The organism is Halobellus ordinarius (assembly GCF_031823395.1).
Lineage (GTDB): Archaea > Halobacteriota > Halobacteria > Halobacteriales > Haloferacaceae > Haloquadratum > Haloquadratum ordinarius.
The window spans coordinates 59,686-85,243 of record NZ_JAVQKJ010000015.1 but is presented as its reverse complement, the minus strand read 5'-3'; the positions used below and the strand labels follow the sequence as shown (position 1 = coordinate 85,243).

Annotated in this window: 28 protein-coding genes; 7 read left to right on the top strand and 21 right to left on the bottom strand. The window is 65.6% G+C overall.

The window, feature by feature from the left end:
* Positions 1-24: 24 nt before the first annotated feature.
* The 5 genes from RJT48_RS18700 to RJT48_RS18680 form a co-directional block, all read right to left on the bottom strand.
* Positions 25-738, bottom strand: coding sequence for a halocyanin domain-containing protein (locus RJT48_RS18700; RefSeq protein ID WP_311173873.1), 714 nt, complete (start codon positions 736-738; stop codon positions 25-27).
* 76 nt (positions 739-814) lie between these two features.
* Positions 815-934, bottom strand: a complete 120-nt coding sequence (locus RJT48_RS18695) for a CcmD family protein (protein ID WP_311173872.1) — start codon at positions 932-934, stop codon at positions 815-817.
* A gap of 2 nt (positions 935-936) precedes the next feature.
* Positions 937-1,722 carry a cytochrome c biogenesis protein CcsA gene (gene ccsA, locus RJT48_RS18690; protein ID WP_311173871.1) on the bottom strand — a complete coding sequence of 262 codons (786 nt, stop codon included), beginning with the start codon at positions 1,720-1,722 and terminating at the stop codon, positions 937-939.
* 4 nt (positions 1,723-1,726) lie between these two features.
* Entirely contained in the window at positions 1,727-2,419 is a 693-nt protein-coding gene (locus tag RJT48_RS18685; RefSeq protein ID WP_311173870.1) for a cytochrome c biogenesis CcdA family protein, read from the bottom strand.
* 24 nt (positions 2,420-2,443) lie between these two features.
* Entirely contained in the window at positions 2,444-3,799 is a 1,356-nt protein-coding gene (locus tag RJT48_RS18680; RefSeq protein WP_311173869.1) for a c-type cytochrome, read from the bottom strand.
* 257 nt (positions 3,800-4,056) lie between these two features.
* Here RJT48_RS18680 and RJT48_RS18675 point away from each other — a divergent pair, with 257 nt between their 5' ends.
* Genes RJT48_RS18675 through RJT48_RS18665 form a run of 3 tightly spaced genes read left to right on the top strand, consistent with a single transcriptional unit; the run spans position 4,057 to position 8,281 of the window.
* Positions 4,057-4,626 (top strand): thioredoxin family protein, encoded by a 570-nt coding sequence (locus RJT48_RS18675; RefSeq protein WP_311173868.1) that lies wholly within the window; start codon positions 4,057-4,059, stop codon positions 4,624-4,626.
* A complete protein-coding gene (ccsA, locus tag RJT48_RS18670; RefSeq protein ID WP_311173867.1) occupies positions 4,623-7,073 on the top strand; it encodes a cytochrome c biogenesis protein CcsA in 2,451 nt (816 codons plus the stop codon). Before RJT48_RS18675 ends, ccsA (RJT48_RS18670) begins: the two co-directional genes overlap by 4 nt.
* Positions 7,070-8,281 (top strand): hypothetical protein, encoded by a 1,212-nt coding sequence (locus tag RJT48_RS18665; RefSeq protein ID WP_311173866.1) that lies wholly within the window; start codon positions 7,070-7,072, stop codon positions 8,279-8,281. The genes ccsA (RJT48_RS18670) and RJT48_RS18665 overlap by 4 nt, the downstream gene beginning before the upstream one ends.
* 352 nt (positions 8,282-8,633) lie before the next feature.
* On the opposite strand, the gene RJT48_RS18660 is transcribed toward RJT48_RS18665, so the two are convergent.
* Positions 8,634-9,854: a carboxypeptidase regulatory-like domain-containing protein gene (locus RJT48_RS18660; protein WP_311173865.1), complete on the bottom strand. Its 1,221-nt coding sequence runs from the start codon at positions 9,852-9,854 to the stop codon at positions 8,634-8,636.
* 554 nt (positions 9,855-10,408) lie between these two features.
* On the opposite strand from RJT48_RS18660, the gene RJT48_RS18655 reads away from it, so the two are divergent.
* Entirely contained in the window at positions 10,409-10,876 is a 468-nt protein-coding gene (locus RJT48_RS18655; RefSeq protein WP_311173864.1) for a universal stress protein, read from the top strand.
* Positions 10,877-10,946: 70 nt separating this feature from the next.
* Positions 10,947-12,179 (top strand): DHH family phosphoesterase, encoded by a 1,233-nt coding sequence (locus tag RJT48_RS18650; protein ID WP_311173863.1) that lies wholly within the window; start codon positions 10,947-10,949, stop codon positions 12,177-12,179.
* Positions 12,180-12,262: 83 nt separating this feature from the next.
* Here the strand turns inward: RJT48_RS18650 and RJT48_RS18645 are convergent, their stop codons facing one another.
* Entirely contained in the window at positions 12,263-13,645 is a 1,383-nt protein-coding gene (locus RJT48_RS18645; protein ID WP_311173862.1) for a glycosyltransferase family 87 protein, read from the bottom strand.
* 196 nt (positions 13,646-13,841) lie between these two features.
* Between RJT48_RS18645 and RJT48_RS18640 the strand changes: the two genes are divergently transcribed.
* Positions 13,842-14,330, top strand: coding sequence for a universal stress protein (locus RJT48_RS18640; protein ID WP_311173861.1), 489 nt, complete (start codon positions 13,842-13,844; stop codon positions 14,328-14,330).
* Positions 14,331-14,447: 117 nt separating this feature from the next.
* On the opposite strand, the gene RJT48_RS18635 is transcribed toward RJT48_RS18640, so the two are convergent.
* The 14 genes from RJT48_RS18635 to RJT48_RS18570 form a co-directional block, all read right to left on the bottom strand.
* Complete coding sequence (locus tag RJT48_RS18635; protein ID WP_311173860.1) at positions 14,448-14,789, bottom strand: 2Fe-2S iron-sulfur cluster-binding protein; 342 nt, start codon at positions 14,787-14,789, stop codon at positions 14,448-14,450.
* A 66-nt stretch (positions 14,790-14,855) separates the two neighbouring features.
* Positions 14,856-15,374 carry a DUF5807 family protein gene (locus tag RJT48_RS18630; RefSeq protein ID WP_311173859.1) on the bottom strand — a complete coding sequence of 173 codons (519 nt, stop codon included), beginning with the start codon at positions 15,372-15,374 and terminating at the stop codon, positions 14,856-14,858.
* Between the two features lie 45 nt (positions 15,375-15,419).
* Positions 15,420-15,575 carry a DUF7563 family protein gene (locus RJT48_RS18625; protein WP_175454551.1) on the bottom strand — a complete coding sequence of 52 codons (156 nt, stop codon included), beginning with the start codon at positions 15,573-15,575 and terminating at the stop codon, positions 15,420-15,422.
* Between the two features lie 121 nt (positions 15,576-15,696).
* Entirely contained in the window at positions 15,697-16,593 is an 897-nt protein-coding gene (gene truA, locus RJT48_RS18620) for a tRNA pseudouridine(38-40) synthase TruA (RefSeq protein ID WP_311173927.1), read from the bottom strand.
* Between the two features lie 85 nt (positions 16,594-16,678).
* Positions 16,679-17,974, bottom strand: coding sequence for a histidine--tRNA ligase (gene hisS, locus RJT48_RS18615; protein ID WP_311173858.1), 1,296 nt, complete (start codon positions 17,972-17,974; stop codon positions 16,679-16,681).
* Positions 17,975-18,049: 75 nt separating this feature from the next.
* Complete coding sequence (locus RJT48_RS18610; protein WP_311173926.1) at positions 18,050-18,820, bottom strand: energy-coupling factor ABC transporter ATP-binding protein; 771 nt, start codon at positions 18,818-18,820, stop codon at positions 18,050-18,052.
* A gap of 80 nt (positions 18,821-18,900) precedes the next feature.
* Positions 18,901-19,716, bottom strand: coding sequence for an energy-coupling factor transporter transmembrane component T family protein (locus tag RJT48_RS18605; protein WP_311173857.1), 816 nt, complete (start codon positions 19,714-19,716; stop codon positions 18,901-18,903).
* Positions 19,713-20,042: a cobalamin transport operon protein gene (locus tag RJT48_RS18600; RefSeq protein WP_311173856.1), complete on the bottom strand. Its 330-nt coding sequence runs from the start codon at positions 20,040-20,042 to the stop codon at positions 19,713-19,715. The genes RJT48_RS18605 and RJT48_RS18600 overlap by 4 nt, the downstream gene beginning before the upstream one ends.
* A complete protein-coding gene (locus RJT48_RS18595) occupies positions 20,042-20,722 on the bottom strand; it encodes an energy-coupling factor ABC transporter permease (protein ID WP_311173855.1) in 681 nt (226 codons plus the stop codon). The genes RJT48_RS18600 and RJT48_RS18595 overlap by 1 nt, the downstream gene beginning before the upstream one ends.
* Positions 20,723-20,950: 228 nt before the next feature.
* A complete protein-coding gene (locus RJT48_RS18590; protein WP_311173854.1) occupies positions 20,951-22,129 on the bottom strand; it encodes a PQQ-binding-like beta-propeller repeat protein in 1,179 nt (392 codons plus the stop codon).
* Between the two features lie 177 nt (positions 22,130-22,306).
* Complete coding sequence (locus RJT48_RS18585) at positions 22,307-22,924, bottom strand: DUF7411 family protein (RefSeq protein WP_311173853.1); 618 nt, start codon at positions 22,922-22,924, stop codon at positions 22,307-22,309.
* A 7-nt stretch (positions 22,925-22,931) separates the two neighbouring features.
* Entirely contained in the window at positions 22,932-23,294 is a 363-nt protein-coding gene (locus tag RJT48_RS18580; protein ID WP_311173852.1) for a DNA-binding protein, read from the bottom strand.
* 84 nt (positions 23,295-23,378) lie between these two features.
* Positions 23,379-23,834, bottom strand: coding sequence for a 30S ribosomal protein S19e (locus tag RJT48_RS18575; RefSeq protein WP_311173851.1), 456 nt, complete (start codon positions 23,832-23,834; stop codon positions 23,379-23,381).
* A gap of 111 nt (positions 23,835-23,945) precedes the next feature.
* Positions 23,946-24,992, bottom strand: a complete 1,047-nt coding sequence (locus RJT48_RS18570; protein WP_311173850.1) for a lysylphosphatidylglycerol synthase transmembrane domain-containing protein — start codon at positions 24,990-24,992, stop codon at positions 23,946-23,948.
* A 143-nt stretch (positions 24,993-25,135) separates the two neighbouring features.
* On the opposite strand from RJT48_RS18570, the gene RJT48_RS18565 reads away from it, so the two are divergent.
* Positions 25,136-25,549: an OsmC family protein gene (locus RJT48_RS18565; protein ID WP_311173849.1), complete on the top strand. Its 414-nt coding sequence runs from the start codon at positions 25,136-25,138 to the stop codon at positions 25,547-25,549.
* The last annotated feature ends 9 nt before the right edge of the window (positions 25,550-25,558 follow it).

The window sequence follows — 25,558 nt, the reverse complement described above, 5'->3', positions numbered from 1 at the left end:
ACGCCCGGGGGAGAGTCCCGTAGTTCACTCGGTTCTCGTCGGTGGTTCCGCGGACTCGGGCTCCTGTAGCAGGAGGAAGATGCCGAAGAAGATCGGAGAGAGTATTCCGAGGGCGAGGATGGTGATGAATGTCCCAATCTCGAAGGAGATCGGCGTCCCGGACCCGTCGGAGTCGCTCTCCGAGTCGCCGTCAGATTCAGCGTCCGATTCGCCACCCTCGCCGCTGGCTTCGAGAAGCGGCTGTTCGACCTGGCTCGAATCCAGGCCGCCGCTGCCGCCGACGACCACTGCTCCGAGCATTCCGAGTGACCGGTGCGGCACACAGTAGTACTTGTACATCCCCTCGCTCTCGAAGGTATGTTCGAACGTCTCGCCGGGAGCGCTGTAGAGTTCGCTCTCGAAGCTCCCGTCCTCGGCGACGACGTTGTGACTGTTCCCTTCGCCGGTCCACTCCCAGATGACGGTGGTCCCGGGGTCGACCCGGATCGCCGCGGGGCCGAACCCGAAGTACCCACCGTTGGCCTCGGAGCCGACCGCGACGGTCACCTCCGATTGGCCGGTGTAGTCGTAGGTCCCCTCGAAGTTGGACACCCCCTCGAACCAGTCGCCGTAGTCCGGATCAGATTGCGCGGCCACGGTGTCGCTGGCGAGTCCAATCGTCGCTGCCGCGCCGATTCCGGTCGCGGTCCGGCGCAGGAATGCTCGTCTGTCGGTCGATCTGTTGGGTTGTGCTGACATAGTGTAGTCGTGAATCGCCTGTGTTTGCGGTGTGTTGCCGGATTCGATCGGTCGACGGGTTCCTAACCCGTCGGTCTTACGCCTGTACGTCTTCGAGCCGTCGTTCGAGCCGTGCTATCCGTCGCTGCAGGTACGTCACGTATCCGAAGAGCGCGACGAAGAGCGCGGAGTAGCCGGCCAGGAGTAGTGGTTCCATCGCTATTGCCTCCGTGAGAGCCGCGCTCTGCGAACGGCCTGTTCGAGTTCGTGGATGCGGATCCGGATGCCCAGCAGGTAGAGATAGAGGAACGTCGCCGCGACGAGCGTCACGACGAGCGTCAGCGGGTCGATGTTCGCGCTGACGCCGCTGTTTCCGATCGTCGTCTCGTGGAACGTCGGCGTCCAGAGCCGCGTGGACGCGTACGACAGCGGAACGGTCACGAATCCGACGACACCGTAGACCGCCGCGTACCGGTCGCCGGACTGGGCGTCGGTCGCGGAGTAGACGACGAGATAGCCGGCGTAGATGAACCACACGATCAGGAACGTCACCAGCCTGACGTCGGTCCACTCCCACCAGGAGTTCCAGATGACGCGCCCCCACGCACTGCCGAGGAGCAGCGTCAGCGTCGCAAAGAGGAATCCCAGTTCCCCGGAACTGTGTGCAAGCCGGCTCCAGAACGGCCCCCGATAGCGTAGATACAGCGCGCTGCCGACGAACGTCGATCCGAGTGCGGCTGCGGCCACCCACGCAAGCGAGATGTGCCAGTACGCGAGGAGGTTCGCGCCGTGTTCGATCCCGTACATCGTGTCCGAGGCGACCCCGAAGATCAGCACCAAAGAGAGCAGTCCGAAGCCGAACGCCCCCCACGCGACGAACCGACTTCTCGTCACCCGGTGGAGGAAGGCCGTGACCGTCCCGAGGATCCGGGCGAACCGTACGTTGCTGCTTCTGTTTCCTCGGGCGCGCGAGTCGCCGTCGTCCGTCGATGAGTTGCCGTTCATACTGTTAGAGCCACGTCGTTACCGATGCGAGTGCAAGTTTGTCGAAACCGAAGAGCACAGCGATCCCGAGTGCGACGAGCGCGTAGCCAGTCGCCGTCCTGAACAGTTCGGTCGACGCCCCACTCGCGACGGAGTCGAGCAGTCGAGTGCTGCCGGCTTGCCCGAGGTACGCGACGCCCAAGAGCGGGACTGAAAATCCAGCCCCGTACGTCGCCAGCAGTCGAGCGCTGCCGGCGATATCCGACGTCGTCCCCACGTACGCCAGGACGCCACCGAGAACGGGGCCGACACAGGGAAGCCAGATGACACCCAAGAGCAGTCCGACCCCGAACGCGTTACCCAGCGGATGCGTGTCTTCGTCGATCCGGCCGGTGAGCCGCGACGCCCGCCCGGCGAGACGGGAGGCATACCGCGAGTAGAGTTCGTTGAGGTCGTCGTCGGCCATCACAGCCCCGAACACCAGCATCAAGATAGCGAACGGCGCACGGACGGTGTCCGGCGTCACGGAACCGACCATTCCGGTCAGGACGCCGAGCGCGGTGAAGGTCACCGTGCTCCCGACGACGATAGCGACCGGCCGCAGCACGTGCCCGTTCGCGCCGACGACGAGGACGGGCACCATCGGGAGACAACACGGGGTCAGGATGGTTAAGAAACCCGCGAGAAACACGGTGACGGCGGTCGGGTCAGTTATCATTCGATACTGATCGTCGTGGATTCGCTAGCCAGCCGTCTCGCTCGTGGATTGCTCGCTTGCCAAGGCATTCGTGACCGCGTCCTGTGCGGTCACCGACGACTGGTTTGCGGCATCGTCGCTCGTCGAGTTGTCGACGTCCTCGTAGGTCCGAATCCACGTCGTCTCCCACGATCCGTCGACGGATTCGTTCCGAAGCGGTTGGTCGTATCGCTCGACGTCGTCGGGAATCACGCTCTCGTTGATCTCCGAGTCGTCAATCGGGATGTCCGCGAGCATGAGCTTCTTCGTCATCGGGTTCATATCGTATCCGAGACGCTGCTGCGTGCGGTTGTAGTAGACCGCTTCGTCGGGCGCACCGGCGGCGGCCCAGTCTTTTGGCTGTCGCGGGAGGTGCGGCCGCTTGTGCGCGTTCATAAACCCTGCGACGTCCTGGACGTCCTCCCAGTCGGAGAACGTATGTGCTGAGCCGTAGGGCATCGCCTCGCGGGTGAAGCCTGCAGACGTGTAGATGCGGCCCATTCCGGCCCCATCGTTGAACGAGCCCTCACCCCAAAGCGGCGGATACTGCCCCTCGATCCCCTGTCCGTCGGCCCCGTGACAGGAGGCACAGTTCTCGAGGTACAGTTCGGCCCCGCGGACGGGATTGACCTCCGAGACCGGGACCTTCTCGTCGCCCTCGGGCTTCTCGATGCCCCGCCAGTAGGGGACGGTCTCGCTCGGCGTGCCCTTGTTCAGCCAGACCATATACGACTCCATCGCCTGGATCTCGCGGCTGTCGTACGCGGGGACGCCCTCCTCGGAGCCCGAGGCGTCCATACTTCGGAGGAAGCAACCCATAATCCGCTGACGCATATCCCGCATCCGCTGGGTGCGGCCGGTCCACTCGGGATAGCCGGCTGCAGTCCCGACGAGCGGGATCATATCGATGTCCTGTCCGACCATCCCGGTTGTCGTGGGGAGGTCGCCGCCGCCGTGACAGTTCGCACACGAGAGGTCGTTCCCGACGTGTTCGGGCATCTCGTTGGACGTGTTCGCGAAGATCGCACGTCCTTCACGGACGAGTTCCCGGCGGTTTTCGTTCTCCGGGAGCGTCGAGTTGTTCATCTCCTTGGGGACGAAGTTAACCTCCTCGCCCGCGGTCTCGTTTTTGTACTCGAATCCCTGCTCGCGCAGGTCTTCGCTGTACCACTTGCTGCCGCTCCACGTGCCAGGGAGTTCGCGGACCTCGCCACCGCCGGCGCTCGCGGCCGGTACGTCCGCCGGGCCGGCGAGGAACGCGATGGCACCGTTGATGGCGAACACGACGACGATGGCGGCGAAAACCGTCCCAAAGACGAGAAGGACGGGTTTGAGCAGGAGCGTCGAGTCGCCCTGACTCATCCGTTGATCCACCTGAATGTTAGATCGTCTGTCATTTTCTTATCCCTCGACAGTATCGTGTTTGCGAATCAAGTAGGCAGATAATAAAGGTGGCCCTCTACACAACCGTAAGGAGAAAAATCCTAAATTCCGATGCAATTTCGGATTTCTGGTGGATGACAACTGTTAGATAGTGCTAAGTAAGTTCAATACTGTGCTAGATCAGCGGGACAGCGGCGGTAGACTTTACTGTCACAGTCCAGTAGCCGAGGATATCGATGAACCCCCGAAAGGCGATGACGATCGCCTTCTTCGCCGCACTGCTCGGAATCGGCTACTTCTCGATGAACGCGGCGCCCGTTCTCTCCGGAGAGGGATACTCTTACCACGGAGAGACGCGATGGCAGACCGATTACGCCGACGCCGTCGAAACTGCCGCCACCGAGGACGAACCGGTTGTGATCTATTTTTGGACGACGTGGTGTACGTACTGTGAGGACTACAACCAGAATCACTACAGCGATCCGGCGGTGCGATCTGAACTCGACGACTTCACGAAGGTAGCGGTGAACTTAGACAGCGACGCCGAGGATGCCACGCGGTTACAGCAGCGGTACAACGTCAATTATCCGCCGCAACACGTCATCGTGACGCCGGACGGGGAGGTGCTCACGCGGATCCCCGGTTACGCCCCGACGGACGACTTCCTCGCGTACCTGGAATCGGCCGAGGAACGCTATCAGTCCGGCGAGACGGCCGGTAACGGATCGGCGACGGGGACGACCAGTGCCGGACCGACGTCGACGCCCAGAACCGGGGTGGAGCCGACGACGGAGGCCGCACAGTGAACCCCGGAACGGTCCTGCTGGTGCTCGCATTCCTCGCCGGACTGGCGAGCACGGCCCTTCTCACGCGCTCGTATCTCGTCGACGACGACCAGTACCTCTCATACGTCCCGAAACTGACCGCGGGGACGGCGGTGCTTCTGGTTGCCGCCCTGGCGCATCTCACCTACCAGTTCGTGAGTCTCGACTACTCGAACGCGTACGTGTGGGAGAACACCGCAGCGTACCTTTCGATGCTCTACCGCGTGACAGGCGTGTACGCGGCCAACGAGGGATCGGTGCTCCTGTGGGCGTCGATCGTCGCCGTCGTCGCGATGATCGCCGGCGTGACGCGGGGCTTCCCGACGCGACGCGGGACGCTCGTCCACGCGCTCACGATCGGCGTCGTGACGTACTTCTCGGGGATGCTGTTGCTGCAGAGCCCGTTCGCGTCGATTCGGACGGCGTTCCCCAACGCGCCGCCGGGTTTCACGCCGACGAGCGGGCAGGGACTGAACCCCCTCCTCGTCGACCCGTATATGGCGATCCACCCGCCGGTGATGTTCATCGCCTACGCGCTGCTGACGACGCCGTTCGCAATCGGGGCTGCACACTTTATCGCGCTGTTCCGTGGCGACGAGGGTCTCTTCTCTGCGTGGGTCGGTAGCGTTACCCGCTGGCTCCGACTCGCGTGGCTGTTTCTCACAGCAGCCGTCGCGCTGGGTGGACTCTGGTCGTACACGGTGCTCGGCTGGGGCGGTATCTGGGCGTGGGACCCCGTCGAGACGGCCATCCTGATCCCGTGGCTGTTCCTGACGGCGACGCTGCACGCGGTCACGAACTACCGCCCGGGCGGGCGGTATCGGATCCTCGCTCCCGCGATGACGGCCAGCGTGTTCGCGCTCGCGGTGTACACGACGTCAGTGGTCCGCAGCGGCGTGTTCAGGAGCATCCACTCGTTTGCCGACGGCGGGATCGGCGCGTCGTTCCTCATACTGATGGGCGTAACGACCGTTCTCGGCGTCGTGCTGCCGCTCACCTACTGGGCGATGACCGAAGAGAGCGGCGACGACACGTCCGACCCCGGGGCGACCGATGAGAGCCGGCTCGCAAGATGGATCACCCGCTCGAACCTGCTTCACCTCGCCGTCCTCCTCTTTGGACTGCTGACCTTCGTTTCGCTGTGGGGGCTCTCGTTCCCGGTCATTCGGAGCGCGATGACGGGCCTCGAGGTGTCGGTCGAATCGCGCTACTACAACCTGTGGAGTTTCCCGCTCGTCCTCGCTGTGTTGCTCCTCCTCGGGTTCTATATGGACCACGACCGGGAGGGTCTGCGCCGGAGCCTCGCCGGACTGGCGGTGTTCGGCCTCGCGACGCTCGTCGGTGCCGCTGTCGCGCCCTCGGAGACGTGGCGACTGGCGTCCACTCGCCCGGGCGACGCGCTCATCTATCAGGTGATCGGCAATGCGAGTGCGCTCTCGGTACTGCCACCCGTCGCGTACGCAATTCTTGGAACGGTCAAGCGAACAGGGGGACGTATCGCCGCGACGGGGAGTCGAGACGCGAAACTGAAAGAGACGGGGATCACGCTGATCCACGTCGGCGCGGCGCTGCTCGTGCTCTCGTTGCCGTTTATGTATCTCTTCGCCGGACAGGCGTCGGTGATGGCAACCGGCGTCGCGGCCGGCGCAGTCGACACATCCCAGCGCGACGTCGGTACATCCTCGTACGACATCCGCGTTCTCGGCTACGAGCGAAACGAGTTCCCGAACGATCCCGACCCGGGGACCGACGCGCTCACCTCGTCGCAGGTCCTCACTCGCGGACAGTCGTTGAACACGTCGGTGCAGACCGTCCACGGGACGGTGACGGCGATACGCGAGGGACCGCAGGCGACGGTGGTACAACTCGATAACTCCCAGGTGTGGGTCGGCATCGCAGGGAACGGAACGGTGGGCGTCGAAACCGGCCAAGAGATCGTCGCCCGCGGGCAAGTGATGTGGGAGTTCGTCCCGAGCGCTGATGCCATCGTTCTCGCCGGGCCCGAAACCGTCGGTCCCGCCGACGACCCACCGGACGCGGCTGTCCCGACACGGGTGATCGCCACCGGCGTGTCCCTCGGGGTGTACGACGATAGCGGTCTCGTCGTCTCCGGCGTCGCCGGTCAGCGAGAGTACCCCGAGCAGGGTGGGCTTCAGGTCAGAGACGTGCTGATCGATCGCGGACTGCTCGTCGACACGTACGTCATCGCCGGAGTCAGTGAGGGGACGGCCTCGATATCCGTCAAACGGATTCCCTTCGTGACGCTGATGCGCCTGAGCATCGCGGCGCTACTCGCCGGGATGGTACTCGTGTTGATCTTCGACCCACGACACGGCATTCGAACGAACTCGATCGCCGGGTCCGGAGATTCAGTCTCGTCGACGGCGCAGAGCCCTCCGGAGGGCGTCACAGAGGTGTCGGATCAATGAAAAGACTGCTCGCGCTCCTCGTCGTTCTCAGCGCGCTCGGGGTCGTCCCCGTCGCCAGCGCGACGACGACAGTGGGCGGCACAGTCACCGTCGACAACGGGAGTGCAGACGGCGCTCGCGTCGAAGTCGTCCCCCTCACCGAGCAACAGCAGCGGGTGGACGATGCGGTGACCACGACGGTCGAGGGATCGTCCTTCTCGGTCGACGCGCCGGATGCGCCGGCGTATGCCGTCCGGGTCGAGCACGGCGGCGCGACGCATTACGAAGTGCTGCAGAACCGAACGCAGGTCGAATTCGAACTGTCCCAGCGGCTCTCCGGGCAGGTTGTCGACGCCAACGGGACCGCACAGTCCAGCGCGGTCGTCGAACTGGTCGACGAAAACCGGTTCGTCGTCGACACCCGACGGACGAACGAGACGGGCGCATTCGCGTTCGGTCCCCTCGAATCCGACGAGACCTACGAACTCCGAACCACGGTCGGGGATGCAGAGTACCGACAGACGGTCGATCCGTCGACGAACCAGAGCGTGACGGTCACTGCACTGCCGCCGACGAACGACACGTCCGTACTCAGGGTTGCAAACCGGACGCCGACCGGACACGTCGTCCAGATCGTGCCGCCCGGGAACGACTCGGACGCGCCGAGCGCCATCGAGACGATAGCCTTTGAGAATCCGAGTGATCGGCCATTCCTCGGGACCGTGACGATCGGACTGCCCGCCGACGCGTCGCCGTACGCCGCGATGGTCGACGGCTCACAGGCTGAGTATCGGCAGACGGATGCGGGCGTCGAACTGAACGTCAGCGTTCCGGCGAACGGAAGTGCGCAAGTCGGCGTGGCCTACGACCTCACCGGGACGCAGTTCGAAAAAGAGATCCGACGGAATACGACGTCGATCGCGGTCGTCCTACAGGGATACGATCCGTCTCGGGTGCGCCACTCCGAAAACCTCCAAACCGGATCGGCACCGATCCCGATGCTCACCACGAACGGGTCGCTGGAGGCAGGCGAGACGATCAGCGCCGATGTCGCCGGTGCCCGGACGAACGCTACGGAGTCGACGGCCGGAAGCGACTCCGCGTCTAACGCGGTCGAGACATCGTCGTCCGAGAGCGGGTCAATCTCCGCTTTCCCGGGCGTCCCGATACTCGTCGGGATCTTCGGAACAGTCGTCGTCGGCATAGGCGCGTACCGAGTGACTCGTTGAGAGGACTGAGCGCGTGCGAAGAGATCGGGAGTGTTTTTGAACCGCTGTCGTAGCAGCGTTCATATTCCCAAGGCCACGTTCGTATTCTCAAAACCATCGTGAGCGCGTCTACGCCCCAAGAGGCGCTCGTCTCGGTTCGCTGTCGTCAACGAGACCGCGGGTTTCGGCGGACTCAGCCACCTCGTCGGTACGCCGTGACGAAAGCGGGCCTGTTCGTGGCAGTCGGCGCGCTCGCCGGCGTCGCGGGCGGGCGAACTCTCGACGACTTCGGGGGGATGGCAGAACGCGCGCCGGTCGTTCGCCGCGGTCGGGCCGCCAGCCCACGGACGTCGGCCGCGAATCGACCCCGCACTCAGCGACGACGGAGCGCGAAGATCGAAAGCGACACGACGATAGCGAGTACCGCAGTGAGTGGCGTGAAGCCCGGAGTGCTGGAGCCGGAACCGGGCGAGGTCTCAGCCGTCGTCAGCGTCTGCGTCGACGTTGACGTCACCGTCTCCCCCTCCTCGGGAATTGCGCGGATTGTCACCGAAGAGGAGTTCAAGCCGTCCTTGTTGGCGGCGAGCGTGTGATTCCCCGGCTCCTCGACTGTCACTACCGCACGGCCGTCGGCGTCGGTGGAGTCGACGTCCTCACTGTCGAGCAGTATGGTTGCGCCCTCGATGGGGTCGGAGTACTCGTCGACGACTCTGACACCCACCCGTTCACCCGCCACGACGCGCGTGTTCATCGATTCGAGCTGCAATGAAGGTGTCCGGTTCGCCGAGACGTTCACGCGAAGATCGGATTCTTCGACCGCTACACGCTTCGTTACGTCGTTGTACTCCTCCTTCTCGACCGTGATCGACAGGTCGGTGTTGACCGGCACGCTGACGCGTGCCTCTCCGCCGGCGAGCGTCTGGAGTTGACCGACTGATCCGATACGGACTGTAGCATTACTGATAGGATGGGGTGGCGAGAAGTGCGGGTCCTGCACGGCGACGGTTAGCGAGACGGTTCCGCGTTCGACGAGTATCCGAGTCCGATTCGACGCGCCGACCTGCACGGTAGTGACGTTCCGGAAGTACCCCGGCTTCACTACGGCGACAGTGTACTCGCCCTGCTCTATGGATTCCGAGGCGAACACCCCGCTTTCGTTGGTCCGCACCTGCGATACGATCCGGCCGTTCTGCCGGAGGACGACTCGCGCGTCGGCGACCCCCCCGTTATCGTCGGCGACGACGACCGACAACTGACCCTGCTGGTACGCCGGGATCGTTACGTCCTGCTCGGTCGCGTTCTCAACGGTGAACGGCTGGTTGCGGATATAGTCTGGGTGTGATACGGTGATCGTGACGTTCGCCCCCCGTTCCACGTCGATGAACGCCTTGCCGTTGCTTGCGGTCGTCTCGGTCGCCGAACCGTTCTCCCAGGTCGCCGTCAGTTCGGCGTTGCTGATCGGATCACCGTCCTGATCGACGACCGAGACGGTCAGCGTGACCTGATCAGTCGACTGCGCGGCCACCGTCGTTGCCGCCGGACCGGTCAGGAGGAGTCCTGTCACCGCCAGCGCGACCAGAAGCCGGGCTCTCATACAGTGGGGTTGTCTTGAAATTATTAAATTATAGGCCCATTACTCAGTCTGAGAGGGGTACGCGCAGCGAGAACTATCACGCTCTACTCGTGTTTCTGCTCGTGAATACACCGTCGTATGACTCCCCTGCGTGGGTCAGAACCCCCACGCTACCGCCCCTCGCTTTTCCTCTCGGCGCGGTGCTCGGAGATGATCTGATCGACCATCGAGGTTGTCCGATCCCGACGCCGTTCCTCGGCGCGGCATTCCCAGTCGTCTCGCGGCTCCGGTCTCCGACTCGCGGGTACCAGTCGCTCGGTGGAACTGCGGACGGCTTGAACGATATATGACCGTCGCACAATTCCATCGCTGTCCGGTGATTCCGAAACGAGACGTGGGTGAACGGACCTGACGGGGATTCGCCACGAAGCGAGACAAAACTCGCTCACACGTAAACTCCGCAAAACGGACTCGACGGGGGTCACGTGAGCGTCATCGAACGTGACTACGTGGGGAAGTGAGCGAAGCGAACGGACCCGACGGGATTTATGCCGGCCGAACGCGAACCGCCGACTATGTTCGAGACGATCGTCGTCGCCACAGACGGCTCCGGGAGCGTCCGCCGGGCCATCGACGTGGCGCTCGATCTCGCCGAGCGGTTCGACGCCGAGATCCACTGTCTGTACGTCGTCGACGAGGGCGACGTGGCGTCCTCGCCGGAGCGACTCCGCGGCGAGATGCGTGATGCCCTCGAAGAGCGCGGCCGCGAGGCGATCGCCGAGGTCCGTGAATCGACGGACAGCGAGGTCGTCACCGTCATCCGGGAGGGGCACCCCGCGTCCGTGATCGACGAGTACGCCCGCGGTGTCGACGCCGATATGGTGGCGATGGGAACCCGCGGGCGACACGGGGAGAACCGGTTTCTCATCGGCTCGGTCGCCGAGCGAGTGGTCAGAACGTGTCCCATCCCCGTCTTGACCGTCCGACAGCTCGCCGCCGACGAGGGTGAGACGGAGTTGAGCGGCACCCCCGAGCGGGCCTGAACGGCGCGACCCCGTCCAACAACGACGTCGAACCGCGCCGGTTTTCACCCGGGCGCCCGTCTCGAAGGCTATGGACGACGAACTCATCGACAGCGCGAGTCTCCCGCTGACCCGGAAGTCACAGCTCCCGGGCACGGGCTTTTTTTACCCCGACTCGCTCGACGAGGACCGAACCGAAGCGCGGGTCGAGGCCGCCGTCGACGGCGCTGAAGCCGTCGTCGTCGCCGACACCGACGCCGACGGTCTGGGCTGTGTCGCGCTGCTCCGCGAGATGTACGACGCCACTCTCGAGTGGGCGTCCTTCGAGTCCGACGTCACGGACCGCATCGAGCGCTGGGAGCGCGACACTCCTTCTGACGATGACGACGAGGCCGACGAGACGGACGAACCTCGCTCGACAGTCGCGCTCGTCGGTGCGGGTCCCTACTCGCTGGACGAGGCCCTGGAAAACGTCGCCGAGTACGCGCCCGCGGGCATCGACCTCTACGTCTGTGATCTCTGTCCCGACGAGTACGAGTGGATCGCCGAGGAACTCGCCGCTGCGGGCGAACTGGCGGCGTCGGTCTCGTGGTACGACCACCACCAGTGGGACGAGGCGACCGCCGCGGCGGTCCGCGAGGCGGGCGTCGACCTCGTCGTCGGCGAGTCCGACGAGGAGTGTACCGTCGACGTGGCGCTCCGGTCGCTCGACTACGACTTCGACGACCAGTGGGTCGACCTCGCGGCGGTCACGCGCGATCACGACCTCTGGCAGAAGGACGACCCCCGCAGCGACGACCTCGCGGACTACGCTTACTGGGTCGATCCCGAGGAGTACGTCACCGTCGTCGGGACCTTCGGCGCCGACCTCCCCGACGTCGTCGAAGAGTACATCGAACTCCGTCGCGTCGAGAAGCGCGAACTGATCGAGGCCGCGGTCGACCGCGCAGAGATGAAGCGCGTGGGCCCGTGGACGGTCGGGGTGACGTACGGGCGCTGTTCGCAGAACGAAGTCGCCGAGGCGCTCCGCAAAGAGGGTGCCGATGCCGCCGTGGTCGTCAAACCCGCCGGCAGCGCGAGCATCCGCGGTTCGGAGGGATTCGAGCGCGCCCACGAGGTCGCCGGCTACGTCAACGGGGGCGGCCATCCGCGGGCCGCGGGCTGTAAACCCGATATCTACGACGATATGCTCGATTACGCTCACCACTGGTCGACGCAGGGAGCGACCACGAAGCGCGTCATCCTCCGGGCGTTCGAGCGGGTGGCCGCGGAAGTTGCGGCGGCGGACGATACTGACGGGAACCCCGACGAGGACGAACGGTAGGCTCGTTTCGGTTCGGTCGGCCTGTCGTCCCGGATTTCGACTACTGCCTGATGTCGTATTTATCAACGGTTTCAGGAGCTATTTTACTCATTCCAAGGACGAATATGAGGGATGTTGGATTCCGAGAGGAGCGGTTCGACGACGCGGTATCCGGCCAGTCCGCACAGGAGGAGGTTTCCAAGCAGTCCCGGCTGAAGGAAGGCCATCGCAGGCACGAGGAAGTCGAGTCTCGGTACCTTAGACGGGACTATCCACGCGAGGAGACGGAGCGCCTGTAGATGGACGCCGAATAAGGCCACCGCAACGGGGGCGACTGACGGGACGCCGCCGGTGCGCTTCCACTCGTCGTAGCCAAGCATAATAGCTGCGGGCAGGAGTGATGCGAACTCGATGGTGTATGCTTCGGGTGCAAGTAGCGGTATGGCCGCTAGTCCGAGCACGAAGGTCGGCCGTTCCACGTCTGGACGACCCCGGGTAACCACGACTAATCCGACGAGGCTAAAGAGGAGCAATCCCCGGAGTGCAAGCGAGAAGGACCCCGCCACATAGAACGGGTTGTAGTAGCCGGGATGGAACCCGTCGTGTGCGAACGACGCGAGTGGCATCGATTCTCCCCACCCCTTCCCAACCATGAGGATCTCGAAAAATCTCAGATGCTGTTCGACCCCGAAGACGACGACCGAGAGGCTCCCGAGGAGGACGAGCGTACCGAGCGCCCCCGTCAACCGATCGCGGTCGTGGAGCAGGTGGGCGCCGGACGTCGCATAGAAGAGTTTCGGGAAACTGGCGAGAGTCGTCAGCACACCGGAAATGAGGCGGGTCCGTCGGCTTCCTTGCTGACGTTGGTCGGGTGCATTTCGCCCGCGTTCGAAGGCAACGGCGGCGAAGCAAAACAGCGCCGCCAACGCGACTGCTATCTGTCCCTGTTTGAGGGCGTAGAGGACTGGTTGAAACCCGACAAGCGCCCAAAGCACCAGCACCTTTTCGACCCGGGATAGGGTGACGCCGTAGGTCCGGACCAGCGAAAGGATGCCGACCCAGAGGGCGAACAACGACACGACGTTCCAGAGAACGTACGCCGCCTGGAACGGAAGGAGACTGAACGGGACGAACACGAGGACGATTACGGGTGGATAAATGTACGCGCTGACTCTTGGATCATCTGCAGGCGGGAGGACATCTCCGAGTCCCAGTGTCTCGGTCGCGGAATAGGGGGTATACCCGTTTCCTGTAACGATCACCCCGATTTCTTCAGGGTAGAGATGGACTCCGGCAAGAAACCGTCGGGCAGCAAGATAGTATGCGGCAAAGTCGTGGCCGCTCTCAGGCGTGAACGGATAGCTCAGTCCGATACTCTGGAGTATAACGTCGAGGACGGGATAAGCCAATAAGAGGCAGACCGTTCCCACTGAGACCGCAAATAGCACTGGTCGCTTCGTCCGGAGGCCCCACAGTGACCGGAGCATAGCTTCATACTATACTTTCGCATCGATAGTTAGTTGGACGATAACTCGCATCAGATTCCAGTTGGCTATTTTATATTAGCACAAATTCACGTATCAACGGTTTCCGCCGTACCGGACGAAACTGAACGCAGCGACGGTGGTACCGTTCGATGTTCGATACGAAAACTACTCGGAACACGACCGTCTGTCTCGGCGTATGTCACTGGTCGTCCCGTTCGACGGATCGCCGCTCTCGCAGGCGGCGCTCGTCCGTGCGGCGCAGTTTGACACCGTCCTGAACGAGGGTGTCGTCGTCGTGAGTGTGATTCCGCAGGGCAATACGAACTACGCAAGAGAGAAGGGCTGGATCGATACCGGCGAGCAGTTCGACGCCGAGGCGGTCGTCACACACCTTCGAGACGCGGTCGCGGAACTGGCCCCGGACGCGGAGTTCCGGCACGTGTTCGTCGACAGGTACGCGCCGCGCGGGACGATCGCGGGGCGGATTCGACGGGTCGCCCGCGAGAAGGACGCGAGTATCGTGTTCGTCGGCAGCGACAACGCGGGCCGGGTCGTCACCGGGATCACGGTCGGCCAGTCAGTCGCAGGGGACGGCGCCTACGACACGTTCGTGGTCACTCGCGAGGAACTGCCGACGATCGAGGCGCTCGACGAAGCGCTCCCGGCTGACGAACTGCTGTCCTGATACTGATTACTCTCGTCTCTTCCCGCCGAGCGCCCTCCCCGTTGGCGGCGCTCGGCGGTAAAAAGTGAGAGTAATCAGTATGAGAGGCGAGAGCGGCCGGTGGATTGTTCCACCACCTCACTCGCTCTCGGATCGCCGCGGGACGACCTGCCCCCAGACGTACTTGTCCAGCAGGCGAACGCGCAGTGGTTCATCGACCGTGAGACAGCAGGAGAGTCGCGGGTAACCGAATCTGACCGCCGCGGCGTCGTGCCAGTGGGTCGGCTCCGGCGCGGGGTCGACCTCGACGGTACAGGTCGCACACAGCCCCCGGCCGCCGCAGTTGGCGTACTGAGAGACCGTTCCGTACACCGGGAAGTCGTGGGCGAGCAGCGCCGCTCTCAGGTTTGTACCGCGCTCGACTGCGATGGTCGTCTCCTCGCCGTCGGCCACGACCGTAACCGGCACCTGCTCGGCCATAGGCGCTGATTCGGCGGCCTCCATCCTGGGTTTACCGGCCGTCGGATGACCGGCGCATCGGGTAACCTACTCGGCCGCGTCGATCGGCTCGGTGCCGCCGGGCTGGACACCCGTTTCCCTCTCGCTACCGACGACCCACTTGTCGGAGTAGCTCACGCCGCAGGCGCAGTGAGCGTACGCGTGAATCACGTCGCCGTCGGCGTAGAGCCCGCCGACCTCCTCGTTTTGCGCCTCGGAGAACGCGAAGATGAACTCGACCTCGTGGTCGCCGTTTCCGGGCTCCGCCTCGTCGCTCGAGGTCTTATCCGCCGATTCGGTCGCTGCGGGACACTCGCCGCCGTCGAGGTCTCTGGAGATGTGGCCGCGCGTCTCCATCGCGCCGCGGGCGAACTCCATCGCGTCCATTCCGGTGCCGGCGCTGAAGGCCCGGCGGCCGTCGTCGCCGTCGACGACGAGCACGTAGCCCGAGTCGACTGCCTCGCCCATCTTTGGGAGTTTGCCCTCGCTGTCGAGATACGCGTCGGTGAGAAACAGCGCGACGTCCTCGTGGCGCTCACCCGCGAGGAACTCCTCGAGTTGGCTCATACCGTCGGAAAGGGGCGGAGGGTGAAAAGACGCGTGAAACCGGCGTCAGTGTCTCGTCGCGCGCGCCTCACGGACGTCGGCACCGTCGCGGACCTTATCCTCGCAGTTCGGGCAGACGCGTGGGTGCTCCATCCCGTTCGGTGCGAACACCCGGACGTACTCCGCAGTGACGAACGAACCGCAGTTCTCGCATGTCGGCATCGGCCGGGGATTTGTATTGAATCGAAATAATATTTAGGGACAAACAAATCGCGATCGAACCGAACGCAATCGCCCGACTGCACCACTGCACGAGAATCTGATGACGAACCAGACGGTCGGCTTACGGATCGTCGCCTCCGCTCCCATCGCCGACCTGATCGCCCCCATCACTGACCTGATCGCCCCCGCCGGCGACCCGGTCGCTCTCCTCCGCGCCGACCCCGTCGACCAGGCGACCTGTCACCCGTGCGCGGCGCAGCGCCTCCCGCCGCCGGGTTCCGAACACCTCGGTCGCGCTCGCGGCCGCCTCGGGATCCCGCTCGAACGCGACGTCGGGATACGAGACGTCCGTCAGCACCAGCGGCTCCGGGGGGGCTGCGGGGACTCCGTGAGGGCCGTCGAGTGCTTCCGCACCGAGCAGTCGGCGCACGTCAGCGAGTGTTCGATCACCCGTTGCGACACCCCGTACGAGCGAGGCGAGCCGCCGGACGAGCTGTCGCGGGAAGCCGTCGGCGGCGACCCGAAGCGGCAGGAACGTGCCGTCGCGCTCGACCCGGATCGAGAGCTCCCGGACGGTCCCCTGCTCGTCGGGCGTGAGATTGTGGAAGTCGTGTTCGCCGCGGAGTTCGTCCGCAGCGGCCGCCGCTCGCTCTGCGTCGAGGTCGGGGCCGTAGAGGTCGTAGACGTATTCGCGGCGGACCGCATCGTGGGTCGCGTGGAAGCCCTCGGGAACCGCCGCAGCGGCCCAGGCACGGACGTCGGCCGGGAGTTCGCCGTTCAGCGCCCGCGGCGTGCACCACTCGGGGCACTCGACGGCGACAGTCTGCCCGAGCGCGGAGACGCCGGCGTCCGTGCGACCCGCGGCGGCGTAGTCGGGTGGTCTGTGCTGCGTCTCCGGATCGTACACCCCCAGCGCGTCGAGCGCGTCGAAGAGCGCGTCCTCGATAGTCGGCACGGTGGGCTGTCGCTGGAAGCCGTGGAACGGCCGCCCGTCGTAGGCGATCCGGAAGGCGCGCACCGTCATACTGAGTACTCTCGTCTCTTCCCGCCGAGCGCCGTCAACGGGGGTGGCGCTCGGCGGTACACAGTGAGAGTACTCATTATCACTCCGCGAGGTCGTCGTACGTCGGCGAGCCCTCGCCGGGGAACGACTCGACGTCGACGGTGGTCTGGTCGCCGGAGGCCATATCCTTCACCGTCACCTCGCCGTTCGCGAGGTCCTGCTCGCCGACGATGACGACCGTTTCGGCGTTGATGCTGTCGGCGTAGCCCATCTGCGCGCCGAAGCTCCGGCCGGCGACGTCGGTCTCGACGACGTTCCCCGCCTCGCGGAGGTCGCCGGCGATCCGCGCTGCGACGTCGCGGGTGTCGCCGACGGTCAGCACGTAGTAGTCGGTCGAAAGCGCCTCCTCGGGCCAGACGCCGGCGCGCTGACAGAGCAGCGAGAGGGGGGCGAGCCCGGGGGCGACGCCGACCGCGGGGGTGGGCTGACCGCCGAAGCTCTCGATGAGGTCGTCGTAGCGGCCGCCGCCGAAGACCGAGCGGGAGATCTCACCCGTCGAGTCGAAGCACTCGAAGACGACGCCGGTGTAGTAGTCCAGGCCGCGGGCCGTCGTCAGCGATACCTCGCAAAACTCCCGGGCGCCGAAGTCCTCGGCGGCCGCGAGGACGTTCCGGAGGTTCTCGACCGCGCTCGCGACGTCGTCACCGCCGAACGCGGCGATCTCGTCGAGGTTGCCGGTCGCCACGAGGTCGTCGAAGGATTCGGCCTGGTCGTAGGACAGCCCCGCATCCGAGAGGAGCCCGAGGTACTCGGTCTCTTCGACCTTCGCCCGCTTGTCGACCGCGCGGATCGCCGCCGGCACGTCGACGTCGGCGTCGAACTCTCTGAGGAGTCCGCCGAGGATGTCGCGGTGGGAGACGCGGAACTCGAAGTCCTCGCCGGTCAGCCCCAAGCTCGTGAGCGCGTCGGCGGCGAACGCCAGCACCTCGGCGTCGGCTTCCGGTTCCGACGAGCCGAAGATGTCGACGTTCGTCTGGTAGAACTCCCTGAACCGCCCCTGCTGGACCTGCTCGAAGCGCCAGAACGGCCGCGTGGAGTACCACTTGATCGGCTTCGAGAGCGCCTGCTGTTTCGCGACCACCATCCGCGCGACCGTCGGCGTCAGCTCCGGCGTCAGCGACACCTCGCGGCCGCCCTTGTCAGCGAAGGCGTACAGTTCCTCGACGATCTCCTCGCCGCTTTTGTCGACGTACATCTCCGTCCGTTCCAGGGCGGGCGTCGAGATCTCGCGGAAGCCGTACCGGGCGGCCGCGTCCTCCAGCGTGTCGATGACCTCCCGGCGGGGGGCCATCTCCTCGGGGTAGAAGTCCCGAAAGCCCTTGAGTCGGTCGTACATACCGCGTGGTTCGGCGGTCTCGCGCTTGAAACTGTTGAAGCCGCGGTGGGCGGGGCGCCCGCCGATCGGGACGCGTCACCGCGTCGGTTCGGCAACGCGGCCGGAGAGGTGTGTCACGAGGTCAGCCTCAGTGACGGGTTGCGTGTCGGTATCGAGACCCAGATCGCGGGCCACGCGCACTGCGCTCGGCGGGTGGAGGTTCGCCCGCGCCAGCAGGGCGTCGTCGTAGAACACCTCCCGCGGCGTCCCGGTTCCGACGACGTTGCCGTCGGCCATCACGCAGAGGCGATCGGCGACGGCGGCGGCGAACTCGAGATCGTGGGTCGACAGCACGACGCTGATTCCCTCCTCGCGGATCTGCTCGATCCGGTCGGCGACCAGCCGCGAGCGCTGTGGGTCCAGCCCGGCCAGCGGTTCGTCGAGGACGACGACGCTGGGTTCCAAAACGAGGACGCCCGCGAGTCCGACGAGACGTTTCTCCCCGCCGCTGAGGTAGTGGGGAATTCGGTCTTCGAGATGGGCGGCGTCGACCGTCGCGAGTGCCTCTCGGGCCCGACGTTTCGCCGCCTCGCCGGACACGCCGTAGTTCTGCAGGCCGAACAGCACGTCGTCGAGCACCGTTGGCGCGACGAGTTGCGTATCGGCGTTCTGGAAGACGAAGCCGACTTCGCGGCGGGCACGGCCCCGGTTGTCCGCCGTGATCTCCGTTCCGTCGACGACGAGTTCGCCGTCGTCCGGAACGAGCGTCGCGTTGAGATGTTCCAGCAGCGTCGACTTTCCCGCGCCGTTGCCGCCGACGAGTGCGACCAGTTCGTCGGGGTAGACGCTGAAGTCGACATCGTGCATCCCGACCGTCCCGTCCGGGTACGTGTGGGCCTCACAGTGGAGGTCGATAAGCGGTGACCGACCGTCGGCCGCGTTCGCGCTCATAGAGGCACCACCCCGGAGCGGGCGACCAGCGCATAGCCGACGACGCCGACGTAACAGGCCACGACCGCGAGCACCTCGCGACGGGGCGGCCGCGGGACGTCGCCGTACAGCGTGATGTCCCCCTCGTAGCCCCGAGCGTCCATCGACACGACCAGCCGTTCGGAGCGTTCGATGGCGGTCAGAAGCGTCATTCCGAGGATTCGGGCGTACGTCCGCCGGTTCGTCCAGAACTCCGTGGGTGTGGCACCCCGGGCGAGCACGGCTTTGACCAGTTCTTCGAGCGTTTCGAGCATCACGAAGGTGAACCGGTAGGTGAGCAGCGCAATCTGGTCGATCGGCCGCGGGAGGAGTCTGCCGAGTAGGTATGCGATGTCCGCGTATCTGGTGGTCATCGTCGCGGCGAGCGCGAACGTGACCACCGTGAGCGACCGGCAGGTGAGTTCCCCGAACAGCACCGCGCCCTCCCACGTGACCGACAGGTCGCCGACGGGCGTCGCCAGCACACCGCCGATCGGCGTCCCCGGTTCGAGGAACGCGAGCGGCCCCGCCACCGAGACGAGGAAAAGCGACGGCAGCGTATACCAGGCGCCGAGCCGACGATACGGGAGGCCGGCGATTCCGTAGACCGCAAGCGTCGCCGCGTACAGCCCCGCGAGGACGGCGAGGCTCTCGACCACCGTCACCGCGAGGACGAGCGCGCCCACGACGCCGACCTTCGTCCACGGATTGATTCGGTGGAGCGGCCCGTCCCGGTGTTCGGCGTAGGCGGTGATGAGCCGCGGGTCGGGAACGTGATTCGAGAGCGTCGTCACGGTGATCGGGGAGCCGGTTCCGCGTCGTCCACTCCACGGTAGCGGTTGACGTAGACGTAGAGGCCGACACCGATGGCAGCCAGGAGAACGACGGCGCCGAGGTACTCGACCAGCAGCCCGCCCTCGCGGATCGGCCCGGCGACGACGATCCCGCGTCCGAGATCGACGAGCGCGCCGCCACCCTCCTGAATGCCGCGCTGGAGGGTCTGGGCGGATCGCTTGGCCCACGGGAGCGCGCCGCCGGTCGACGTGAACCCCCACAGGCCGGCGGCAAGACAGACTGTCAGCAGCCCGAAGAGCCCGCCGTACTGCTTCCAGCGCTGCATCAGACTGCCACCTCCGTAGAGCCCTCCTGGGTGTTGTCGTCGACCAGGCCGAGGAGGTCCGGCCGCACCGACACGAGGAACTGAACGACGAACCCGGTCAGGATCCCCTCGACGACTGCCACCCCGAGGTTGAGCCCCACCAGTCCGGCGACGGCGATCGTCAGGTCACCGCGGGGCAGAGCGCTTCCGTTGACGCCGCTGACGACGATGATCACGCCCATCAGGACGGCACCGGCCGACAGTCCGAGCGTGGCGGCGCCGGTGCTCGCGGGGAACGGGTCCCAGTCCAATCGAAGCAGCGTTCTGAACACGTAGTAGGCGACGACCGCCTCGGATGCGTTGACCAGCGTGTTCGCGCCCAACAGCCCGACGGCCCCGTGGCCGAGCGCCGCAGAGAAGATGTTGACCACGAGCGCGATGAGCGTGCCGAGAAGCGGTCCGGCGAGGATACCCACGAGTCCGGTGAGGTTCATGTGGATCCCTCCCCAGACGGGGATGTTCAACTGGAAGATTGCGAAACTCGCCGCCGCACCGATACCGGCGAGCGCGATGTGGTGACTCTTGATTTCCTCCTTCCGGATACGGTAGACCGCCGCGCCGATCAGGGCGACACCGAGTGTTGTCCAGAGGACCAGTGCCCAAAGCGGGAACGTCCCTTCGCCGAGATGGATGTGCGCCATACTGTTAACAACTATTGACTCAGTTATATTAAAATATGCTATTCGAGTAATTCTTCTTGTTAATACGCCGGGCGTGCCTGTCCGGTAGCACGGTTCGTTTGTCTGTCACCGACCAGACCGGCCGCCTGCGGCGCACCGAGGGTACGTGAGCGCGCACTGGTTTGTGCCGGACGCACCGAGCCGATGTTGACGCTACAGTGACTGGAAACGGCGAGGAGCAGCCGTGATCTATTCGTCGGTGACGGGGAAGCGACGGGTCCACGTCCGGCCGGCGACGTACAGCCCCCCGCGGTCCAGCGTCGCGTCGGTGATCCGCTGGACGTCACCAGACCAGCCACAGACCTCATCGTTCGACCGCTCGACGATCCGAACGCGGGACTCGCTGCTCCCTTCGCCGGAGAGACGATGGAGACCCCCCGTGCGGTCGACGGCGACGACCCCGACGGCCGGATCGGCGGCGATCCCGTCGACGGGCGCCCCGGCGTCGTACTCCCAGCGGACGCGGTCGCCGTCGGCTGCGACGGCGACGACGAGCCCGTCTTTTCCACCCACGTACAGCGTGTCACCGCTCCACTCGGAGGCCGTCGTTTCGCCGACGACAGACTGCGTCCGACGGAGCGTCGCGTCAGGAACGTCCACGTACCCGACCGTCCCGTCTTCGGTGATCAGACTCACGAACTCCTCGCCGACGGTGGAGAGCGGCGCTTTGACCCCGCCGGGGAGGGAAAACTCGAACCGCACGCCGCCAGTCGCCGGATCGAACCCGTAGAGCGTCCCACCCCGAGACGCTGCGACGACGGTGTCGTCGACCCACACCGGGCCAGCCCAGACCGTCCGGGACACGTCGGTCTCCCACAGTTCGGTGCCGTCGCCGGGGTCGAGCGCGACGACGCGGTGCGTGTAGTCCGTCCCGTCGGTGGGATCGGCGTCCGGATCCATCGAGTGAGAGATCCCTGCGTAGATCCGATTGGCTGCGACGAGCGGCGCACCCCACGCACCGCCTCCGTACTCCTCGCGCCCGCCCGCCTCGTACGTCCACCGGCGGGCGCCCGTTTCGGCATCGAGAGCGCGCACCGTGTCGCGTCCGGTGCCGACGTAGACGGTGCCGTCGTGCCGTGTCGGGACGCCGAATCCACCCCCCTCGGCGACGACAGACCAGCGGGCCTGCCCCGTGTTTCGGTCGACGGCGGCGAGTCTGTACTGCGATCCGCCGGTGACGCCGTACCCCTCCGGGAGAAGGAGCGTTCCTCCGTTCGGGACAGCAGGTCCCCAGTGCTCGCCGCGGTACGTCCAGCGCGGCTCACGCCGCGGGCGGCAGTGGGGACGTTCGACGAGATACCAGCCGCCGCCGGCGAGGCCGACGGCACCGATCGCTGCGAGGAGGCGCCTGCGGGACCAGGAGGGCATCGTCGCGACTACTCGCTCGGGACGCAAATATCTCCGGTGAGAACTGCGGACGGCTGGGCGTGATCAGTCCGACGATGGCCGTCGAGGGACTCACGCATACTGATTACTCTCGTCTCTTCCCGCCGAGCACCGTCGATGGGGGTGGTGATCGGCGGGGAAAAGTGAGAGTAATCAGTATCAGGCCCAGTTATCTGCGTCCCCGTCCGATCGAACGCCGCGCACGTACGACTGCTCGTGGTCGGGAAACACCGACGCGACGGCGTCGTCGCCGGCTTCTGCCGCGATCAGTGCCCGGAGTTCGGCTTCGTAGTCGCCTTTCGGAATCGACTCCGAGGGGCCGGTCTGGACGTCGAGCGTCTCCGCGACGAGTCGGTCGACGGCGTGGCGACCGAGGCCGGCGAGCGGCGAGAGGTAGTCGACGCCGTGACGGTCTTCGAGGCTCTGGGCCTGCGCCCGGGAGATCGTCGGCACCCGATCGTCGCGGCGCGTCCCGTCGGCGACGGCGTCGACGTCGAGATCGGCCGCTCGCTCTAAGGCGTGTTCGTGGACCTGCTGGATCCCGTTTCGCGGGTAGCCGTCGTCGAGCATCCGCTCGGCGGCCGCCTCCGCGACCGACCGATCGAGGTCGACGGCCGCGAAGGGGTACCCGAGCCGGTCGGCCGCGGCCGCGGCGTGTTCCCAGTCGTCGGTGACGCCGAAGCGGCCGGTGACGAGCCGGACGTCGTAGAAGGAGTCGAGAAACAGGGCGGCGAGCGTCGAGTCCTTCCCGCCACTGTAGAGAAGCGCGAGCTCCACGATCCGCCTACCGTCTGCGGATATCGAAGCTCTTCGAGTCGGGCTGGAGCTCCTTGAGCAGATCCCGCATCTGCTCTTCGTCGATCCGGTCTTGGATGCGGCCGCTCTGGGCGAGCGCCAGGATCTGTTTCTTCGCCGACTCCGCGAAGTCGGGCTTCGACATCTCGACGGCGTTCAGCCGCTGGCGGGCCCCGTCGGTGAGATACTGCTTCAGCATCGCCTCCTGTTTGGCCTCGGCCTGCTCGCGGGCGGCCTCCTGTGCGGCCTCGTTCGCCTGGCCGCCTCCCTCGCCGCCGGCCTGTTCACGGAGCTGCTGCATCTTCTTTTCGCGCAGTTCCTCGAGTCGGTCGTCGTCGGGTGATCCACTCATCGTGATAGTGATTCCGTCGCAGCGCTAAAAACGGTTACGTCGTCAGACGTCTGTGAACTCGGCTGGTTCCCGTCGAACCGGTGCTCACGCGTACCGTTCGAGTTCCGGCCGGTCGAGGTCTTCGAGGACGTCGTCGGCGGCGTTGTCGAGGAAGCTTCGGCCGTCGTCGGTGAGCTTGCGGCCCTGCCCCTTGGCGGTCTCGATGAGGCCCTCCTCTTCGAGCTGCTGGAGCGCCGTCCGGATGATCTTCTTGCTGCCGCTCGCGGAGCTGTTGCCTGAGACGCGGTAGCGGTTCGAGCCGCGCTTGCGGCCGCCGTACTCCGTCGAGAGCCGGTCGACGCCGATCGGGCCTTCCTTGGCGACTTTCCGGAGGAGCGACGCGGCGCGGACGTGCCAGAAGTCGTCCTGCTCCGGCGGCATCTCCTTCGTCTGGCCGGTCTTGGCGAACTCGATCCAGTCGGGCTCCTCGATGCGATCCGCGAGGCGGTCGGCGACGTCCTCGATGAGGGCGTCGGCCGGAACGTCGTAGACGCTTACCATAGCTACGCGTACCCGACGACGTCGTTTAAAGCCATCGTATCGGGGCTACGCGCCGTGAGACGGATTCTCAGGAGGCTGGACGGACCGCGATTTCGATCGGCGACAGCGATCTCAGCCCGGGTCGCCGATGCCGAGCCCCGTCCCGATCCAGGCGACGACAACCCCGCCGAGGATCGTCGGCACCCAGTAGACCGCGCCCCGGAAGATCACGACGGCCGCGACGGCGGTCGCCTCCCGGACGCCGGGAAGCGGCGCTGCCAGCAGCAGAATTACCAGCACGGTCTCGATACCGCCTGCACCGCCGGGCAGCGGTGTCACGCCCGCAATCGCGGCGATCGGTACGACCACCAGCGCGATCGAGAGCCGCACGTCGACGCCGATGGCCTCGAAGGCGAGGCCGAGTGCGGCCATCTGACAGAGCCAACCGACCGCCGACGCCGCGAGCGCGAGCGCGAGTCCGCGCGGATTCGACGCCACACGCTCGATCGCCCGGAAGAACCCGTTGATCCGCCGTTCGATCCCCTCGGGCGTCGGCACCGGCACGCGCGGAACCAGATCGGCGACCCGTCGGATGAGCGGCGTCAGCGCGTCGACGACGCGGGTTTCGAGCCGGTAGCGACGCTGCCATCCGAGGTAGATGAGCGAGGGCACGACGACCGCAAGCCCCACGACGGCCCCGACCGCCGCGAGGAGGTTCTCGTTTGCCCCGAGTGCGACCTCGGAGGCGAAGTAGCCCGCACCGACGAGTGCGATCGTGATCGAGGGGACGAAGTTGAGCGTGTCGACGCTTGCGATCGCGGCGAGGCTCTGCTCGTACTCGGTGTCCGCGACGCGGGAGATGAGGTAGGCGGTGATCGGCTCCCCGCCGGCCTGCCCGAACGGTGTGACGTTGTTCGCGAACGTCGCCCCGGCGAAGACGAGAAAGGAGGTCGAATACGCGAGATCGACACCGAGAACGTCGAGAACGGTGTTCAAAGAGAGGCTCCACGCCAGAAGCCACCCGAGCGTGACGAGCAACACGAGTGCGACGTATCGGAGATCCGCCCGCCCGAGCGTCGCGAGCAGTTCGTCGATGCCTGCGAAATAAAACAACAGCGCGAAGACGCCCGCGGTCGCCGCGAAGCCGACGGCGGTCGCACGGAGGTTCTCGCGGGCCATACCCGTCCGGTCGGCCGTTCCGGGCATCAACCCATCGAAACGGACGGCGGTCGACCGCTCCCGGGCGCGGCGTCGGCACCGCAGTCGGCGTCGTGACGCGGGAAAACCAAACTGTATTCTTTCGGGCCTGCGAACACCCCTCTATGGGCGATTCGGACCTCACTCACTACGAAGTCACTGCATCGCGTCTCAGTCCCAAACGGACGCAGGTCGACACCGGCGACGCGGAGTTCGTCGTCGGAAAAGACGTGAATCCCGTGGAGTACTTCCTCGGCTCGGTGTTAGCCTGCCTCAACTCGACAGGGACGATGGTCGCACGGGATATGGACATCGACATCGAGTCGCTCGAGGCGACAGTCGAAGGCGACATCAATTACGCTACCTACCGAGGGGAAGATGTCGACGACCGTGCGGGCCTCCAGGGACTGGACGTGAGGCTCTCAGTCGAGACAGCGGGCGACGCGGATCTCGACGCCTGGCTCGCGTCGGTAAAGGACCGGTGTCCGGTCACTGACAACGTCGAAAACGAGACCGGTCTCGACGTCACGCTCGGGTGACGTCGGCTT

Excerpts from the sequence above, each read along its gene's own strand:
- RJT48_RS18700 (WP_311173873.1), bottom strand. The coding sequence starts at position 738 with ATGTCAGCACAACCCAACAGATCGACCGACAGACGAGCATTCCTGCGC.
- RJT48_RS18695 (WP_311173872.1), bottom strand. The coding sequence starts at position 934 with ATGGAACCACTACTCCTGGCCGGCTACTCCGCGCTCTTCGTCGCGCTC.
- ccsA (WP_311173871.1), bottom strand. The coding sequence starts at position 1,722 with ATGAACGGCAACTCATCGACGGACGACGGCGACTCGCGCGCCCGAGGA.
- RJT48_RS18685 (WP_311173870.1), bottom strand. The coding sequence starts at position 2,419 with ATGATAACTGACCCGACCGCCGTCACCGTGTTTCTCGCGGGTTTCTTA.
- RJT48_RS18680 (WP_311173869.1), bottom strand. The coding sequence starts at position 3,799 with ATGAGTCAGGGCGACTCGACGCTCCTGCTCAAACCCGTCCTTCTCGTC.
- RJT48_RS18675 (WP_311173868.1), top strand. The coding sequence starts at position 4,057 with ATGAACCCCCGAAAGGCGATGACGATCGCCTTCTTCGCCGCACTGCTC.
- RJT48_RS18665 (WP_311173866.1), top strand. The coding sequence starts at position 7,070 with ATGAAAAGACTGCTCGCGCTCCTCGTCGTTCTCAGCGCGCTCGGGGTC.
- RJT48_RS18660 (WP_311173865.1), bottom strand. The coding sequence starts at position 9,854 with ATGAGAGCCCGGCTTCTGGTCGCGCTGGCGGTGACAGGACTCCTCCTG.
- RJT48_RS18655 (WP_311173864.1), top strand. The coding sequence starts at position 10,409 with ATGTTCGAGACGATCGTCGTCGCCACAGACGGCTCCGGGAGCGTCCGC.
- RJT48_RS18650 (WP_311173863.1), top strand. The coding sequence starts at position 10,947 with ATGGACGACGAACTCATCGACAGCGCGAGTCTCCCGCTGACCCGGAAG.
- RJT48_RS18645 (WP_311173862.1), bottom strand. The coding sequence starts at position 13,645 with ATGCTCCGGTCACTGTGGGGCCTCCGGACGAAGCGACCAGTGCTATTT.
- RJT48_RS18640 (WP_311173861.1), top strand. The coding sequence starts at position 13,842 with ATGTCACTGGTCGTCCCGTTCGACGGATCGCCGCTCTCGCAGGCGGCG.
- RJT48_RS18635 (WP_311173860.1), bottom strand. The coding sequence starts at position 14,789 with ATGGCCGAGCAGGTGCCGGTTACGGTCGTGGCCGACGGCGAGGAGACG.
- RJT48_RS18630 (WP_311173859.1), bottom strand. The coding sequence starts at position 15,374 with ATGAGCCAACTCGAGGAGTTCCTCGCGGGTGAGCGCCACGAGGACGTC.
- RJT48_RS18625 (WP_175454551.1), bottom strand. The coding sequence starts at position 15,575 with ATGCCGACATGCGAGAACTGCGGTTCGTTCGTCACTGCGGAGTACGTC.
- hisS (WP_311173858.1), bottom strand. The coding sequence starts at position 17,974 with ATGTACGACCGACTCAAGGGCTTTCGGGACTTCTACCCCGAGGAGATG.
- RJT48_RS18610 (WP_311173926.1), bottom strand. The coding sequence starts at position 18,820 with ATGCACGATGTCGACTTCAGCGTCTACCCCGACGAACTGGTCGCACTC.
- RJT48_RS18600 (WP_311173856.1), bottom strand. The coding sequence starts at position 20,042 with ATGCAGCGCTGGAAGCAGTACGGCGGGCTCTTCGGGCTGCTGACAGTC.
- RJT48_RS18595 (WP_311173855.1), bottom strand. The coding sequence starts at position 20,722 with ATGGCGCACATCCATCTCGGCGAAGGGACGTTCCCGCTTTGGGCACTG.
- RJT48_RS18590 (WP_311173854.1), bottom strand. The coding sequence starts at position 22,129 with ATGCCCTCCTGGTCCCGCAGGCGCCTCCTCGCAGCGATCGGTGCCGTC.
- RJT48_RS18580 (WP_311173852.1), bottom strand. The coding sequence starts at position 23,294 with ATGAGTGGATCACCCGACGACGACCGACTCGAGGAACTGCGCGAAAAG.
- RJT48_RS18575 (WP_311173851.1), bottom strand. The coding sequence starts at position 23,834 with ATGGTAAGCGTCTACGACGTTCCGGCCGACGCCCTCATCGAGGACGTC.
- RJT48_RS18570 (WP_311173850.1), bottom strand. The coding sequence starts at position 24,992 with ATGGCCCGCGAGAACCTCCGTGCGACCGCCGTCGGCTTCGCGGCGACC.
- RJT48_RS18565 (WP_311173849.1), top strand. The coding sequence starts at position 25,136 with ATGGGCGATTCGGACCTCACTCACTACGAAGTCACTGCATCGCGTCTC.